General features: G+C 58.8%; 17 protein-coding genes and 1 pseudogene. 11 read left to right on the top strand and 7 right to left on the bottom strand.

Annotated elements, in window-relative coordinates; all coding sequences use genetic code 11:
* Window positions 1-73 precede the first annotated feature (73 nt).
* From VB780_RS19885 to VB780_RS19855, 7 genes are all read left to right on the top strand, one after another.
* Window positions 74-727 (top strand): L-threonylcarbamoyladenylate synthase, encoded by a 654-nt coding sequence (locus VB780_RS19885; protein ID WP_323352917.1) that lies wholly within the window; start codon window positions 74-76, stop codon window positions 725-727.
* Window positions 728-810: 83 nt separating this feature from the next.
* Window positions 811-1,530, top strand: coding sequence for a sensor histidine kinase (locus VB780_RS19880; protein WP_323352916.1), 720 nt, complete (start codon window positions 811-813; stop codon window positions 1,528-1,530).
* A gap of 191 nt (window positions 1,531-1,721) precedes the next feature.
* Window positions 1,722-1,907, top strand: coding sequence for a hypothetical protein (locus VB780_RS19875; protein WP_323352915.1), 186 nt, complete (start codon window positions 1,722-1,724; stop codon window positions 1,905-1,907).
* Window positions 1,908-1,951: 44 nt separating this feature from the next.
* On the top strand, window positions 1,952-2,134 hold the full coding sequence (locus VB780_RS19870; protein ID WP_323352914.1) for a chlorophyll a/b-binding protein: 183 nt from the start codon (window positions 1,952-1,954) through the stop codon (window positions 2,132-2,134).
* Between the two features lie 83 nt (window positions 2,135-2,217).
* Window positions 2,218-2,826: a DUF3318 domain-containing protein gene (locus tag VB780_RS19865; RefSeq protein WP_323352913.1), complete on the top strand. Its 609-nt coding sequence runs from the start codon at window positions 2,218-2,220 to the stop codon at window positions 2,824-2,826.
* A gap of 109 nt (window positions 2,827-2,935) precedes the next feature.
* Entirely contained in the window at window positions 2,936-3,796 is an 861-nt protein-coding gene (locus VB780_RS19860; protein WP_323352912.1) for an urease accessory protein UreD, read from the top strand.
* A 135-nt stretch (window positions 3,797-3,931) separates the two neighbouring features.
* Window positions 3,932-4,576, top strand: coding sequence for a helix-turn-helix domain-containing protein (locus VB780_RS19855; RefSeq protein ID WP_323352911.1), 645 nt, complete (start codon window positions 3,932-3,934; stop codon window positions 4,574-4,576).
* Window positions 4,577-4,580: 4 nt separating this feature from the next.
* On the opposite strand, the gene arsS is transcribed toward VB780_RS19855, so the two are convergent.
* The 3 genes from arsS to VB780_RS19840 form a co-directional block, all read right to left on the bottom strand.
* Entirely contained in the window at window positions 4,581-5,585 is a 1,005-nt protein-coding gene (arsS, locus tag VB780_RS19850; RefSeq protein ID WP_323352910.1) for an arsenosugar biosynthesis radical SAM (seleno)protein ArsS, read from the bottom strand.
* Between the two features lie 334 nt (window positions 5,586-5,919).
* Window positions 5,920-7,470, bottom strand: coding sequence for a diguanylate cyclase domain-containing protein (locus VB780_RS19845; RefSeq protein ID WP_323352909.1), 1,551 nt, complete (start codon window positions 7,468-7,470; stop codon window positions 5,920-5,922).
* A gap of 22 nt (window positions 7,471-7,492) precedes the next feature.
* Window positions 7,493-7,900, bottom strand: coding sequence for a hypothetical protein (locus VB780_RS19840; protein ID WP_323352908.1), 408 nt, complete (start codon window positions 7,898-7,900; stop codon window positions 7,493-7,495).
* Window positions 7,901-8,245: 345 nt separating this feature from the next.
* On the opposite strand from VB780_RS19840, the gene VB780_RS19835 reads away from it, so the two are divergent.
* A complete protein-coding gene (locus VB780_RS19835) occupies window positions 8,246-10,741 on the top strand; it encodes an endonuclease MutS2 (protein WP_323352907.1) in 2,496 nt (831 codons plus the stop codon).
* Window positions 10,742-10,793: 52 nt separating this feature from the next.
* On the opposite strand, the gene VB780_RS19830 is transcribed toward VB780_RS19835, so the two are convergent.
* Both VB780_RS19830 and VB780_RS19825 read right to left on the bottom strand, forming a co-directional pair.
* The gene (locus VB780_RS19830; protein WP_323352906.1) at window positions 10,794-11,165 is read right to left on the bottom strand and encodes a DUF86 domain-containing protein; all 372 of its coding nucleotides are present in this window, start codon (window positions 11,163-11,165) and stop codon (window positions 10,794-10,796) included.
* Window positions 11,158-11,469: a nucleotidyltransferase family protein gene (locus VB780_RS19825; protein WP_323352905.1), complete on the bottom strand. Its 312-nt coding sequence runs from the start codon at window positions 11,467-11,469 to the stop codon at window positions 11,158-11,160. The genes VB780_RS19830 and VB780_RS19825 overlap by 8 nt, the downstream gene beginning before the upstream one ends.
* 199 nt (window positions 11,470-11,668) lie before the next feature.
* On the opposite strand from VB780_RS19825, the gene VB780_RS19820 reads away from it, so the two are divergent.
* Window positions 11,669-12,406, top strand: a complete 738-nt coding sequence (locus tag VB780_RS19820) for an SIMPL domain-containing protein (RefSeq protein WP_323352904.1) — start codon at window positions 11,669-11,671, stop codon at window positions 12,404-12,406.
* Between the two features lie 135 nt (window positions 12,407-12,541).
* On the opposite strand, the pseudogene VB780_RS19815 reads toward VB780_RS19820, so the two are convergent.
* A pseudogene (locus tag VB780_RS19815) lies at window positions 12,542-12,753 on the bottom strand (Tn3 family transposase); the annotation flags it as partial.
* A gap of 273 nt (window positions 12,754-13,026) precedes the next feature.
* On the opposite strand from VB780_RS19815, the gene VB780_RS19810 reads away from it, so the two are divergent.
* Window positions 13,027-13,191: a transposase family protein gene (locus VB780_RS19810; RefSeq protein ID WP_323352903.1), complete on the top strand. Its 165-nt coding sequence runs from the start codon at window positions 13,027-13,029 to the stop codon at window positions 13,189-13,191.
* Between the two features lie 70 nt (window positions 13,192-13,261).
* On the top strand, window positions 13,262-13,603 hold the full coding sequence (locus tag VB780_RS19805; RefSeq protein WP_323352902.1) for an ISAs1 family transposase: 342 nt from the start codon (window positions 13,262-13,264) through the stop codon (window positions 13,601-13,603).
* Between the two features lie 570 nt (window positions 13,604-14,173).
* Here VB780_RS19805 and VB780_RS19800 read toward each other — a convergent pair.
* Complete coding sequence (locus tag VB780_RS19800; RefSeq protein ID WP_323352901.1) at window positions 14,174-14,644, bottom strand: orange carotenoid protein N-terminal domain-containing protein; 471 nt, start codon at window positions 14,642-14,644, stop codon at window positions 14,174-14,176.
* Between the last annotated feature and the right edge of the window lie 268 nt (window positions 14,645-14,912).

Genomic DNA, 14,912 nt, shown 5'->3' with positions numbered 1-14,912 from the left:
GCTGGGGGTACGGGTTTACAATCCCTTAGGAAACGTTGATCTGTCTATCTTCTGTCTATCTACAGTGCAGCCTATGCCACAGGTATCTTTACTGGAACTGGTTGAGGCGGTGCGAGCGGGGGAGCTGGTGAGCTTCCCGACCGATACGGTGCCAGCACTGGCGGCGCGGCCCGAAGCAGGCGATCGCATCTACACCGCCAAAGACCGCAGCCCCGACAAGCCGCTGATTCTGATGGGGGCCAGCCTCGACGATCTGCGGCCCTACATCGACGGCAGTGATGCAGACCTGGCCCAGTGGAGCGCGATCGCCGCTCAGCACTGGCCCGGTGCGCTGACCCTGGTGCTGCCCGCCAGCGATCGCCTGCCCCCGGCCATAAATCCTCAAAATACGGGCACCGTGGGGCTCAGAGTTCCCGACCATGCCCTGGCGCGACACCTGCTGGCACGCACCGGCCCCCTGGCCACCACCAGCGCCAACCGTTCGGGGGAGCCGCCCCTAGAGACTATGACGGCGATCGAGGCCAGCTTTCCCCAGGTGTTTACCCTGGGTGAGACGGCCCGCGCCGAGATCTACGCCCTCCTTAACGCCGCAGATCCCCCCCCCGATCAGCCCCAGGGCTCGGGACTGCCCTCGACGGTGGTGCGCTGGCGGGCGGGCGGCTGGGAGATGCTGCGATCGGGCATGGTCTTTCTTGCCCAGGGTGAACCCGAGGGCGAAACGGCTTAAAAACGGTTTTGCCCGGTTGCCCAGGGTTAGGCTAACAGTGGCGGACTCATCTCTCGCAATTCTCTCAATGGACGGCGATCGCAATGGACTATCCCCAGGGTAAAGACTTCACCGATCTCGAGACGCTACAGCTCGCCTACGATCGCCTGCGGCACCAGGCCCAGCACCAGGCCGCCTTCTTGGGCACGGCCTCCCATGAGCTGCGGTCACCCATCAATCAAATCATTAGCCTGCACCAGCTAATTCTCGAAGACCTGTGCGAAAGCCCCGCCGAAGAGCGGGAGTTTATTGCCCAGGCCAACCAGGCCATTCAAACGGTGCTCAAGAACCTCGACCTGCTGATCACCCTCTCCAAGCTCGATATTGGTGCCCTGCACCCCCAGCTTGCCCCCACCCTGCTTCAGCCGCTGATCACCCGCGTACAGCGCATGATCGAAATGCAGTGCATCAACCGCCACTGCCGGTTAATGGTGGGGCCAGTGGAGGCCACCCTCCAGGTTCAAACCGACTCAGCCTGGCTCGAACAAGCCCTGGTGATGCTGATCGAAGCTGCCCTGGCCCAGGGGAGTCCGCAGATTAGCCTAACGGTGTCTGAAGACCCCACCACCGGCAGCGTTGCCCTGCATGTGGGGACAAATCCTGGCGAGGCGCCACCGTCTGCTACGGCCACCCTATCGCCCGAGTTTCGCTATCAACTCGCCGCTCGCCTAGCGCCGCACCTGGGGGCTGTCCTAGAGTTCTTAGGGCCTGCCGAAACTCCCCGAAATCTCTTGTGCCTGAAGCTACCGCGCCCCGCTAATTAACGCCCGGCACCGCCATTTCATTGAACATTTGAATTGACCGTTCCATTTCAGAATCTTTCGATATAGTTTGGGCTAATCGATTCCGGAATTAACCGCTGTTTTCCTGTAGCTGGCTGTACGTCAGTGCCCTGTAGATGTCAAATCGCAGCCTGCCGGATTCGGATCCCTGAAACTAAGTCACAGTAATAACTATGGAATTTGCTATCGTGCTCATTCTGGTCTTCATCGTATGGACCAATGAGGCTCTATTGGGGAAGCCATTAGTCAAAGAGATTAAGCCCAAAACCGCAGAAGAAGAATTTACCGCTGCCCTCACTAAGTTTTTGGATAAAGGCATTCCGGTGCGGATTGTCGAAAAGGGAGACGATAAAAAATAGAATAGGCCTGAATCTCGAATCCTGTTTATCCCTTGCCAAAAATAATGACCCCAGATACAAATCCTGCCGCCTCAGTTCCCAACGCTGCCGAACCTGCTCCTGCCTTTGGTTGGAACCGCTACGCCGAGCGCATCAATGGGCGGTTTGCCATGGTGGGCTTTGTGGCGCTGCTGCTGCTAGAACTGGTCACTGGGCAGACGTTCTTTAGCTGGCTAGGCCTGCGCTGAGCCCAGATCCAGCCCCGCTATGCTTCGCCCTCTAGCCCTTAGAAATGGTAGGCTTAGGGGTGGATTTTTGGCATGGTGTGACTTTGGTTAACCCCAATGCAGAGATTGGGCGGCTGCGGGAGCTGATGCCCGCCACCGCCCGCATGAAGACTAAGCTAATGCTCAGCGATCGCCAGCTGAACGTCATTAAGGCCGAATTTCCGCGTCCCTGGCGGGCAACTCACACTGTCTCGATCAATCTCGACCTGTGGCATCGGCTGGCCGTGGCCGAGCGCGATCTGCTATTTTTGCGCACCGTGAGCTGGGTAACCATGGCTAACGTGCTCAAACCAAACTGGTACCAAGCCATGGCCGGGGCGGGGCTCGCCGGGGGCGTGGTTGAGCTGCTCCAGGGCGATGCCGTGGGCGTGGTGGCCGCCGCTGGGGTTACGGCCCTGGCTGGCTGGCAAATTTGGCGCGGCGTCACCGGCCCCCAAGTTGAGACTGCCGCCGACGACAAGGCCGTGCAGGTGGCGCTGCGACGCGGCTACGATCAGGCCGACGCCGCTGCTGCCCTGATTCGCGCCATTGAGGCGGTGCCCCACCTCGAGGGCCGACGGGTGCTCACGGTCAACGAGCTGCTGCGCTGCCAAAATCTGCGGCGGCAAACCGGGCGTTCAGAATTTTCGGTGCCCGAAAGCTACCTGCGTTAGAGTGTTCCAGCTAAATACTTATCCAGAGTTTTATGGCAACAGGCCCAATGGGCCGAGTTTGCGACCTCAAAGGGGACGTCCTATTTAGATGGAACACTCTTAGACATCTATGGTTCAGTCATCGGTTTCGGCCCCTAAGCCTCATCCTGGCTGGCAGGGGTTAGCCCATCTCAGCTACGCCATGGAGTTAGGACGATGTGTGCCGACCCAGACCTACACCCGCGCTCCCCTGCGAGTGCAGCGCCCCCTGTATCCCGAAGGGGAAGGGCTGTGCCATACCGTGCTGGTGCATACCGCCGGGGGGCTGGTGGGGGGCGACAGCCTGAGGGTTGAGCTGGCAGCCGCCCCGCGAGCCCAGGCTCTGGTCACCACCGCTGCCGCCAGCAAGGTCTACGGCAGCGCAGATACCGCCAGCAGCAGCCAGCGGGTGGAGATCACCCTGGCTCCAGAGAGCTGCTTAGAATGGTTCCCCCAGGAAACCATTGTGTTTAACCAGGCCCACTACAGCCAGAGCCTGCGGGTTAATCTGGCTCCAAAAGCCGTCTGGGCAGGCTGGGAGATAACTCGCTTTGGCCGCAGCGCTCGGGGAGAAACCTTTGGGCAGGGCCAGTGGCGATCGCGCCTTGAAGTCTGGCAGGCTGACCAGCCCCTGTGGCTCGATCGCCAGCACCTGATCGGGGGCAGTGCGCCCCTCCACAGCCCCAACGGTCTGGCGGGGCACCCGGTGGTGGGTAGCTTTGCCGTGGTAGGGCACCAGTTTGAACGCGACGCGGTGGCGGCCCTGCGCCAGCTGTGGCCCACAGACCAACCGGGTGATATGGGTGTCACCCGGCTGCAATCGGGGTTGTTGTGCCGCTACCGAGGCCCTTCGAGCCAAGCGGCGCGGCGATGGTTTGTGTCGGCCTGGCAGCACCTGCGCCCGCTCTATCTGGGCCGTCCGGCTACTGTGTCGCGGCTGTGGCCTCGGTAAAGACTGCTGCCCGCTCAAAGAAGGCCAGTTCTGTGGTGTAGGCAATAGCCGACAGCAGGACTTTAGCCGCTCCTTCCGGATGGAGGCTGGACGCCAGTGAAAGGATAAAAAATCATAAGACGTCTTAAAGGTGCTATGAAGACCCCTCACTTCTCTGGCTCTAAGCTACCCCCCGCCTCAGAATACGCGCTGATTATTGGGGCCGGGGCGACGGCGGCCATGTCGATGGCGGCGCAGCAGGTGGCGGTAGCCACGCTGCCCGTCACTACCCTGGTAGCCCTGGGCCTGCTCAACCGCTACCGGCTTGACCAGCGACTGCAAGACAGCGAGCCTGGGGGGCCTACCCTAGAAGAAGCTACCCCTAAACAGGCTCCTGCTGCACCCCAGCGAGTTACCGCTCAACCGCGGCCTGACGCGATTTCGGCCCGACCCCAGGCGGCAACCACGCCGACCACCTCAGCCCGCTTTTCTGACCAACGCGCCTATATTCACGACACCTTGGCCAAGAAGCTGCAGGCTAAGACTGATTTCGCGGCTGTACAGCGGGCCAGCCTGCAGAAGCTTGGGGCTGTTCTCCAGCAGGCTCGGCAAGAACAGACGCTATCGCTAGAGGATGTCTACCAGCGGACGTTTATTCAGCCCTACACCCTGAGGGCGATCGAGACCGGCAATTTGCAGCAGCTGCCAGAACCGTTTTACATTCGCGCCTTTATTCAGAAATATGCCTCAGCCCTGGGGTTAGAGGGGGCTACCCTAGCGGCGGATTTCCCGATGTCTTGACGACTTAGGTTAAAGCCCCGCCACAGCTTGACCCGCTACCGGCAGTGCAGCCGTAGCAGTAGGGACGGGTTTGCACCGTTTCGATCGCATCCAGGGAGTTGGCTGCCAGCAGGTCAGCCACAGTCAGGGGGTGGCCGCTGCGCCCCAGGCTGGGCAGGGCTTCCATTTGGTTGAAGTCGCAGTCGTAGATGTTGCCTTCGTAGTCGATGGAAAGCTCCTGGCGACACATCAGATGGGGGACGGTAGCGGAGTTGTGGTGGTTGGACAGGAATTGCAGGTAGGAAGCATAGAGATTTTTACCCTTCAGATATTGCTTAACCCGACCAATCGGTAAGTTGGTAATGGTGTAGAGCTGGTTGAAGGCGATGTCGAAGTGCGATCGCAGATAGGCCTCATAGTCACCCTGTAGCGCCGTCTGGCTGGGGGTGAGGGAAAATTCGGCGCTGCGCGGCACGGGCGGGTTGTAGACCAGATCGAGGCGCAGGGCCGGGTCGTGGCCGTAGCCCAGCTGGTTGAGCCGCTGTAGAGCGCGAATAGATTCGGTGTAGACCCCAGCGCCCCGCTGTTTATCGACATTGTCTTCGAGGTAGCAGGGCAGCGAGGCCACCACGTGCAGCCGGTGGCGGGCAAAGTACTCGGGCAGGTCTTCAAAGCCGGGCACAAAGAAAATCGTCAGGTTCGATCGCACCATCACCGTTTTGCCCAACTGTCGTGCTGTCTCCACTAGGGGGCGAAAGCCATAGTTCATCTCGGGGGCACCGCCGGTCAGGTCAACGGTGGTGATCTGCGGAAACCGGCGAATCAGCTCGATCAGCTGATCGCAGACCTCGGCAGAGAGTTCTTCGGTGCGCTTGGGGCCAGCTTCTACGTGGCAGTGGGTACAGGCCAGGTTGCACTTGCGGCCCAGGTTGACCTGTAACACGGTAATCGGCAGCTTGGTGAGGGGTTGCCCCAGCCGCTGCTCAAAGGACGTAACTGCGATCGCCGGAGATGGAGGAGACTGAACCATGAACCTTAGGATAATTAAAACGGCGTCTATCACACGATTGCCAAGGCGATTTGGCTTTGGCCCAGGCTCTAGCTCCCGGCAACCTCCTTGCCATTACACCCTACAACCCTGAAAAGCTCCTGAGAACTAACCATTGGCAAGAGATCCGATATTAGGACGTTAGGCGATGGAAGAGTCCCCTACCTAGGCACTATAGCCACAGGCACCTAGGTTAAGACATTCACAAAACCTTCTAACATTAGAACGTTCCAACGTTTAGAGGGGACATGTCTTATTTTCCTCAGCCCTAGGCACCGACCCGGCTACCACCTATTGACGACCCAGACGTCAACAATTAGTCCTCTCGTAGGGGATGAGCCACCTGAACCTGGTCGCGGCCATTATTTTTGGCGGTGTAGAGCGCCTCGTCGGCCTGTTTAATGAGACTGGCCGTGCTGCCGCCGCGGTTGGGTAGGGCACTGGCTACCCCCAGGCTCATGGTGACAACCTTGGCCACCGTCGAAGACTCATGGGGAATGCGGTGGCCGCGCACCAGCAGCCGAATGTCTTCGGCGACGGTTTCTGCTCCTTTGAGGTCGGTGTTGGGCAGCACAATGACAAACTCTTCACCGCCGTAGCGGGCCACCAGATCGCCGGGGCGCTTGGCGGCCCGTGTCAGCATACGGGCGACTAGCCGCAGGCAGTCATCTCCGGCCTGGTGGCCGTAGCGATCGTTAAAGCCCTTAAAGCAGTCAATATCGGCCATAATCAGCGCTATAAAGCCGTTCTCTCGGCTCATACGCCGCCATTCTTGGTCGAGGTACTGCTCTAGCCGACGGCGGTTGGCCACCTGGGTCAGTCCGTCGAGGTAGGCCATACGCCGCAGCCGCTGGTTGGCCAGAGTGAGCTCTCGGTGCATTTTGGCCTGCTGAATGGCAATGCCCACCTGGGTCGCCAGGTTTTGCAGCAGTCGGACATCGGCCATGCGCCAGACCCGAGGTGCCTGGCACTGGTGGGCAATCAGCAATCCCCACAGGGTTTCATCTTGCAGCAGGGGCACCACAATCTCGGCCTGAATTTGGAAGTATTCTAGAAACCCTAGCTGGGAGGTCGGCAAATTCTGGCTGTAGATGTTCTCTACCGCCAGTCCCCGCCCGGCTTTGTAATGGGCCAAGAATTTTTCGCCCACCGACCACGGATCGCGCATGGCCCAACCCAGCATCTTTGGATAGGCCGACGAGCACGATTCTTGAATGACCTGGCCGCTCATATCGGCCTCGCACTGCACAACAATGACGCGATCGGCCTCAATGAACTCCCGAACCGAGGCCACAGTTTGCTCCAAAATGCTGTCTAGGTCGAGCAGGCGGCGAATGCGCTGGGCGATTTCGGTCACCAGCCGCTCCCGCTGTGACTGGAGCTTAATTTCAGCCTCAACCCGCTTTTGCTCAGAAATATCAAGGGTGACCCCGGCCAGCCGGGAGCTATCTTCGTCGTCTTTAAATACCTGCCCCCGCGATGACAACCAACGCGTATGCCCATCGCGGTGCTGCACCCGAAACTCAATGCCGTAGTGCTGTCCTAGGCAAATCGCCTGCTGGAGGGTCTGTCGTACCGTGGCCTGGTCATCGCTGTGTAGATGGGTAAATAGCGTGTCGTAGCTGCCATCGAACTCGCCCGGAGCTAGCCCTAGCAGCCGCTCTTGCTCCTCAGAGATCACAATTGACCCCTGGGATAGATCCCAGTCCCAGGTGCCCATTTGGGCCCCCTTGAGGGCCAGCGCCAGGCGCTCTTGCTGCTGCTGAAAGAGGGCTACGGAGTAGTGGCAGGCGGTGAGTTCAGTGTGGTCGGCAAAGGCCACATCCGCAGAGCGAGGGAGGGTGTAGAACCCGTCGGGGGCCAGCAATCCCAGCCAGTGATTGGTCTGGTCAATAACGGGCAGATAGAGCTGATTGGGATACAGGGCGCTCAGGGCCAGGGGCCAGGCCAGGGATGGACTCAGGGGTTGCAGCTGACTGAGGGGGGGTCATCCACTGTCCGGCGATCGCCCGCTTAAAGTCGGCCAGTTCAGCCGTGGCCCGAGCGGCGTTGGCGTAGCAAAAGACTCCAGCTAACGCTTCCCCGCCATACACCAGGGCGTAGGTTTTGACGGCCATGGCCATAGCCTCGACAACCCCCTGTACCGTGTCATCTGTGCTGACTCGCAGGGGCGATGGGTCGATGGTTGCCGTCGAGACGGTGGCGTTAACCAGGTGGTTTTCAGGCACAGATTCAGGGGCGGGGATAGGTGGGAACTGAGTCACTCGGGCAATTCCCCTCCGGGGAGGCTGCGCCATCGCATTGAGGGGGTATTGCCTGGGCCCTACAGGCCAGTTGGTCTACTCTAGAGAAGTCAGCGTGACGGTCGTCACATGCTGGTGCCGTAACAGTATGCTACTGGCAGCCGGTTTTGATCTAGCATTCCCGATGGTGGTGGTGAGAGGTCATTTATTGAGGGGGCTTAACAACACCGGGGGCTTAGGGTTCGGCAATGGCGATGGTGACCTGGAACAGGGTGCAGAACCGTGGCGAAGCTCGGTCGATGGCGACTCCTAGGTTTCGGCAGCGGGAGTTCTTTATACTGAAGAGATGCCCCTAGGGCAATGCACTGAGCGAGCGTAATTCTTCTGTCTGAGCTGCCGTTGATTCACCACGAAACCCTGGATCTGCTGGAGTGGCCCCGGCTTTGCCAGCACCTATCGACCTTTGCCGCCACCAAGCGGGGCACCCTAGTGGCCCAGGCTCTGCAACCTCCTGAAACCCAGGCGGCTAGCGTTAGCCTGCTGACTCAGACCCAGGAGGCCGACTGGCTAGAGCAAAACAATAGCGGCCTCAATTTTGGCGGCATTCGCGACATTGGGATGGCGGTGGAGCGGGCCTACCGCCAGGGGCTGCTCGGCGGCGAGGAGCTGCTGGCCATTGCCACTACCCTCAACGGGGCGCGCCAGCTGCGCCGCACCATTGACGCCCAACCGCCAGAAGATCTGCCGGTGCTGCAAGCTCTGGTGGCCGACCTGAGCACCCATCCTGAGCTAGAACAGCAGATTTACCACTGCATCGACGATCGCGGCGATGTCACCGACCGAGCCAGCCCCAAGCTGGGAGGCATTCGCGATCGCCTCAAATCGACCCGGCAAGACATTCAGCAGCGGCTCCAGCGAATTTTGCAGCGCCAGTCGGGGGCCATGCAGGAGCTGTTGATTACCCAGCGGGGCGATCGCTTTGTGCTGCCGGTCAAAGCCCCGCAAAAAGACGCGGTGCCCGGCATTGTGCACGATGCCTCGGCCAGCGGCGCGACCCTCTACATCGAGCCCCAGGCGGTGGTCGAACTGGGCAACCGCCTGCGCCAGCTGCTGCGCCAGGAAAAGACCGAGGAAGAGGTGGTGCTGCGGCAGCTCAGCGACGCCGTGGCGGAGGTCTATGATGACTTGGCTCACCTGCTGGCGGTAGTTACCGAGCTAGATCTGGCCCACGCCCGCGCCCGCTACTCGCTGTGGCTAGAGGCCAACCCGCCCCGGTTTATCGAACCCCAGGAGCAAACCACTCTGCGTCAGCTGCGCCATCCGTTACTGGTGTGGCAGCAGCGTCATGAACAGGGGCCAGAGGTGGTGCCCATTAACCTGCTGATTCGCCCCGAGCTGCGGGTGGTAGCAATTACCGGCCCCAATACCGGCGGCAAAACCGTCACCCTCAAAACCCTGGGCCTGGCGGCGCTGATGGCCCGCGCTGGCCTCTACGTACCCGCCCGTGAACCGGTGGAAATTCCCTGGTTTGGGCAGGTGCTAGCTGACATTGGCGATGAGCAGTCGATTGAGCAGAGCCTTTCGACATTTTCGGGTCATATTCGGCGGATTGGGCGGATTTTGACGGCACTAGGAGGTGGGGAAGGTGAGGTAGGTGGAGAAGGTGAGGTGAGTGAGGAAGAGATGGATGAGTTGTCTGCTTTTTCCCCTCACCCACACACCCACACACCCACACACCCACACACCCACACACCCACCAACGCCCTCATCCTCCTCGACGAAGTCGGCGCAGGCACCGACCCCACAGAGGGCACCGCCCTGGCCATTGCTCTGCTCAAGCACCTAGCCGATCGGGCGCGGCTGACGATGGCGACGACCCACTACGGCGAGCTGAAGGCGCTGAAGTACCAGGATGGGCGGTTTGAGAATGCGTCGGTGGAGTTTGATGAGGCGACGCTGTCACCGACCTATCGACTGCTGTGGGGCATTCCGGGGCGATCGAATGCGCTGGCGATTGCCCGTCGCCTGGGGCTGAATGCGGGGGTGATCGATGCCGCGGCGACCCTGATGGCCACAGGATCCCAGGATGATGTCAACCAGGTGATTGCGGGGCTGGAGGCCCAGCGTCGCCAGCAGGAGGAGCGATCGCAGGAGGCCGCCGAACTGCTGGCCGCCACCGAAAAGCTCCACCGTGAGGTGCAGCACAAGGCTGACATGCTGCGCGATCGCGAGCAGGAACTCAAGCTCCAGCAGCAGGCGGCGGTGCAGCAGGCAATCGCCGACGCCAAGCGCGATATCGCCAAGGTGATTCGCCGGTTGCAGCAGGGCGATGTCACCGCTCAAGATGCCCAGCGAGCCACAGCGGCGGTGGATGCGATCGGCCAGTCACATCTGCCTGCTGCTGCTGCGACCCCAGCGAAACCGGGCTATCGACCGGCGGTGGGCGATCGCGTCCGCATTCCCAGCCTGGGGCAGACTGCTGAGGTGCTGACTGCCCCCGACGACGACCACCGCATTACCGTGCGCTTTGGGCTGATGAAAACCACCGTCAGCCTGGCCGATATCGAGTCGCTGCGGGGCGAAAAGGCGGAGGTGCCGGTGAAGACTAAACCCGCCGACACCGTGCCCGCTGCCCAGGCTGCGCCCCCGGCCCCGGCCATTCGCACCAGCCGCAACACCATCGATCTGCGCGGCATGCGGGTGGCCGAGTCGGAGGCGGTGCTGGAGGAGGCGATCGCCCAGGGCAGCGGTGCCCTGTGGATCATCCACGGCCACGGCACCGGTAAGCTCAAGGCGGGGGTGCACGAATACCTCAAGCGTCACCCGCAGATTCAGCGGTTTGAGCCTGCCGCCCAAGCCGATGGCGGCACTGGGGTAACGGTGGCCTATTTGTAGAAAATCGGTTTAATCCGCAACGGCATCTAAATTTTCAAGCTTGCGATTAAGACTAAAAAATGTCGTTGCGCATTCTTTCGAGTTCGCGCTTGAGAATGCCAATATCAGTAGAGCAGATTTGATAAACCTCCTCTGGGTCAATATCGAAATAGTCGTGAGCCAGTATGTTTCGAATACCTTTAACATCCGACCAGTTGACGTCAGGATAGCGATCGAACCATTCATCGCCGACGATTTTGTGAATTCTTCTAATATTTTCGCTAATGGCAATCAGCATCATACCGATGGCGTCGAGCCGGTCAAGGCCGTCATCGCTGGCTACAAAATCATAGGGTCGAGCGATATCTGTAAAGCGGCGCTCAATTCTACGAATCGCTTCTTCTACTTCGAGCAGCAACTCTAGAAGAAGGGAGCGATCAGACATAGATGACATCTTGCTGAATTCTGGCCTTGAGAAAAGGATTCATTGACTCTCTGTATCGAATGATATCGACCTCTGTGCCAAAGATTTCCTCAAGCTCGGCTTTGAGACGTGCGCGTTTTAACAGATTTGGCTGCATGTAAACCACCACATCAATATCACTGTTGTCGTGAGCTTCGTTTCTGGCCACTGAACCAAAAATGCCGATTTTGCTGATTGAATACTGCTTTACTAGCTCAGGCTTAATTGCCTTGAGCCGGGTCAGCACCTGCTCTCTATCGATAGAGTTTTTCGGGTGTATCGGCATAAAAGCCCTCTCAGGTGCTGCTTTCTAAGCAGACGTGATGGTACTGCAACGGCAATTCCTGTAAAAAAATCATAACCCCTTAGCTCAAAATGCTCGATGGGCCTCGGCAGTCTGTATCGAAATTGGTAACAACGCCGCTGGTCTAGGAGTGCCGTGGCACAGTGAATGGACTAGCTTCTATAAATGAGTGTGAGGCCCCATGAAAATCAAATCTTTTGCCCCTAGACGGTTGGCGGCGGCGGCGGTGGTGTCGGCGACCCTGGTGTCGGGGCTCGGTTTTGTGCCTGTCTTTACCCCCACCGCGATCGCCCAGGAGGCGGCCATGAGAACGCTTACCGTAACCGGCCAGGGCGAAGAGTCGGTACCCACCACCAAGACCCAGATCGACCTGGGGGTCGATGTGCAGGGCACCGATGCTGAAGCCGTGCAGCGCGAGGTGGCCCAGCGCACGGCGGCGGTGGTCGAACTGCTGCGATCGCGCCAGGTCGAAAAACTCGAAACTACCGGCATTCAGCTCAGCCCCCGCTACAACTACGAGAATGGCCGCACCGATGTGATCGGCTACAGCGGCAGCAACACCGTCAGCTTTCGGGTGCCCACCGAGAGCGCTGGCTCCTTGCTCGATGATGCGGTAAATGCCGGGGCCAACCAAATTCGCAGCGTCAGCTTTGTGGCCGAAGACGCGGCTCTAGAGGCGGCTCGTCAGCAGGCGCTGCGCGAGGCCGTCGAAGATGCCCAGTCTCAGGCGGGAGTGGTGCTGGGGAGTTTGAATCTGCGATCGCAGGAGATCGTCAGCATTCAAATCAACGGGGCTGCCCCGCCTGTGCCGGTACCGATGCTGCGACGGGCCGAGTATGCACAGGCCGATGCCTCTACCCCGGTGGTAGGGGGCGAGCAAACGGTACAGGCCCAAGTGACCCTACAGATTCGCTATTAAGCAAGCCGCTCACAAAGAAACAGGCGTTTTGGTGCTGCCGCGATCGCAGCCATCTGCGATCGCGGCAGCGCCCCAGCACAAGCGAGATGTTCTCAACGAGCAAGGGAGTGTAAGCCCAGAAACCAGAAATTTCTGTCAGCCCAAATCTAGCCCTGCCGCGATCGCATCCAGGGCGATCGCCTGCCCCGTTCTGGAGAGGTGTGGTGCCCATTCAGATGGATGTGTCGCCAAACCGCTGGTGAGATCTGCGTGATGATGGATAAGGCTTTCGCATTCCCACTGACCTCGTACTTGGCGAGTAGACGCGACAGAATAGCGGAGTTGTCGTCTACGACAGCATTCGCGATCTACCGTAGATATTGATCGCTGATCTCAGGGGTGAGCCAGGGTAAGCGCAAGAAAAATAGGTCTGTGACATGCTAAGGGCATCCTATCACTGCGACCTTTAGCGAGTCCCCATGAGCCAAGGCTTTGTTCCCAACGAAGAGACCGCTAAAGCCGGTTAGCCCAAATCGCCCTTATGCGCAGCCACTGGTGCCGCCTCAATTCAACAGCAGTGGAAGTCACACTTTGCTGAATTAGAAGATCCACGCGGCAGTCAGGGGATAGAGCACCCGTTCTTGAGCATTGTGATGATTGCGATTTTAGGCGTCATTGGGGGAGCGACGGGTTGGGAGGACATCGAAACCTATGCCGAGAGCCACGAGGCATGGCTGAGCACCCTGTTCTCGTTACCGAACGGGGTGCCCTATGCCGACACCTACCGTCGGCTGCGCCTGGGCTAGCGAGCATCGGCTGTTGTTAGGCCTGGTGAAGGTGGTCTCCAAGAGCAATTAGATTACCGCCATTCCCGCGTTGTTCAAGTTGCTCGATATTAGCGGCTGCATCATTACCCTAGATGCCATGGGCACCCAGAAGGAGATTGCCCGTGAAATCATTGGGCACGGTGCTGATTACGTCCTCTGTCTTAAAGCCAACCACCCTATTTTGTGGGCCGAGGTCATAGCGTGGTTTGAGCAGGCCGAGGCCACACACTTTGAGGGGCTAGAGCACAGGTCTGACGCTCGAGTAGAGTCGGACCATCATCGACGAGAGCATCGTCACGTGTGGGCCGTACCGGTTGCCGTCGTAGGAGACTTACACCAAATCGGGCAATGGGCGGGACTCAAAACCCTCGTCCTGGTGAAGCGGGTCTGACACTTCTGGAATAAGATCACCCGAGAGACGATGGTTTATCTCACGTCGTTGCCCTGCGATGCAGCGGTCATTTGGTCGGGCGATTCGCACTCATTGGGGCATCGAGAATCAACTCCACTGGGTGCTTGTGTCACTTGGGGTGAGGATCACTCTCGCATTCGTCGGGGCCATGGGGGTGAGAACATGGCGCTCTTGCGTCGCTTGGCTATCAGTGTGCTGAACCAGGAAACCTCAAAGAAACGAAGTCTCAAGTAGAAGGCGAAGCGAGCTTCGATGAGTCCTGATTACATGCTCACTGTCCTCGCCGCAGGGCTCGCAACCTAGCACAATTTTTCGATGGTTTTCTTGCGCTTACTCTGCTTAGGGGCTGGCTCCTAAAATCTACGACTGTTCTGTCAAACTTAAATGTGCAGGTTGGGAGTGTAGCTGAGCAAAACCTGGCAAGCCAATTGCTGCTCAGCTACACTCCCTTTACCTGCCTACAGACATCTCGATTTTTGATGCCCAACAGATTAGCAGCAGCTAACGCTAACGTGTTTGTTGGCCGGCGCCTGTCGAGGGCATTTGCTGTTACCCGAGAGTGGTCTTTTGCAGGCCCATACCGGTGACCGCGTTGCGGGTAAAGTTAATCCGCTGCTCAAAGTCTAGGGCTTTGATTTGGTCAACAAATCCCTGGGTGTGCTCAGGTAAAGAGTAGTCGCTAGGGACGTTGATGATCTCGCCCGACTCCATACCCTGGGCCAGCAGAAGCCAAAACTCTAGCTTCGACGAGGGGCTGAGGGCACCATATTGGTTGCTGATATCGGTATCTGCCCGGTTGGCGACGTCGCGCTGGGCCTGAAGCTGGTCGTCTTTAGACAAAACGACTACATGGTCGTAGAGGGTTTGGCCCATTCCTTCTACCTTGCTGTCGGGGTTAGGATTGAGCTGATCTTTGATGTCTAAATAGCCGTACCACAACAGAGCTAGCTGGGTGTCAGCATCAAAAGTTTCGAACTGTTTTAGAGGCTCTTTAATCGAGTCTAGGGTTAAGTAGGTCATGGAGACCTCCTGTGTAAGGTTCTGCGCTGCGCTTTGCCAAAAAACTAAGTTCAAGCTGAGCTTATGTTTTGAACAGGCTAAGGCTAATAACGCTTTCGTTACAGACTTTAACGATTTGAACCGAGTGATGTTGTCTGCCAGAAGGGATAACCCCAAAACCCCCGATTCGACAGAGTGACAAGGTGACAACAGGACTATTTAGGGGCTTGAGAGGCGGCGATCGCCCCTAAAAACTCTCCAGCGGTTCGCTTGTGCTCACCTCTGCCCC

This window comes from Leptolyngbya sp. CCNP1308, assembly GCF_034932455.1.
Taxonomy (GTDB): domain Bacteria; phylum Cyanobacteriota; class Cyanobacteriia; order Phormidesmidales; family Phormidesmidaceae; genus Nodosilinea.
The sequence above is the reverse complement of the archived record's forward strand: the minus strand, read 5'-3'. Positions and strand labels throughout refer to the sequence as shown.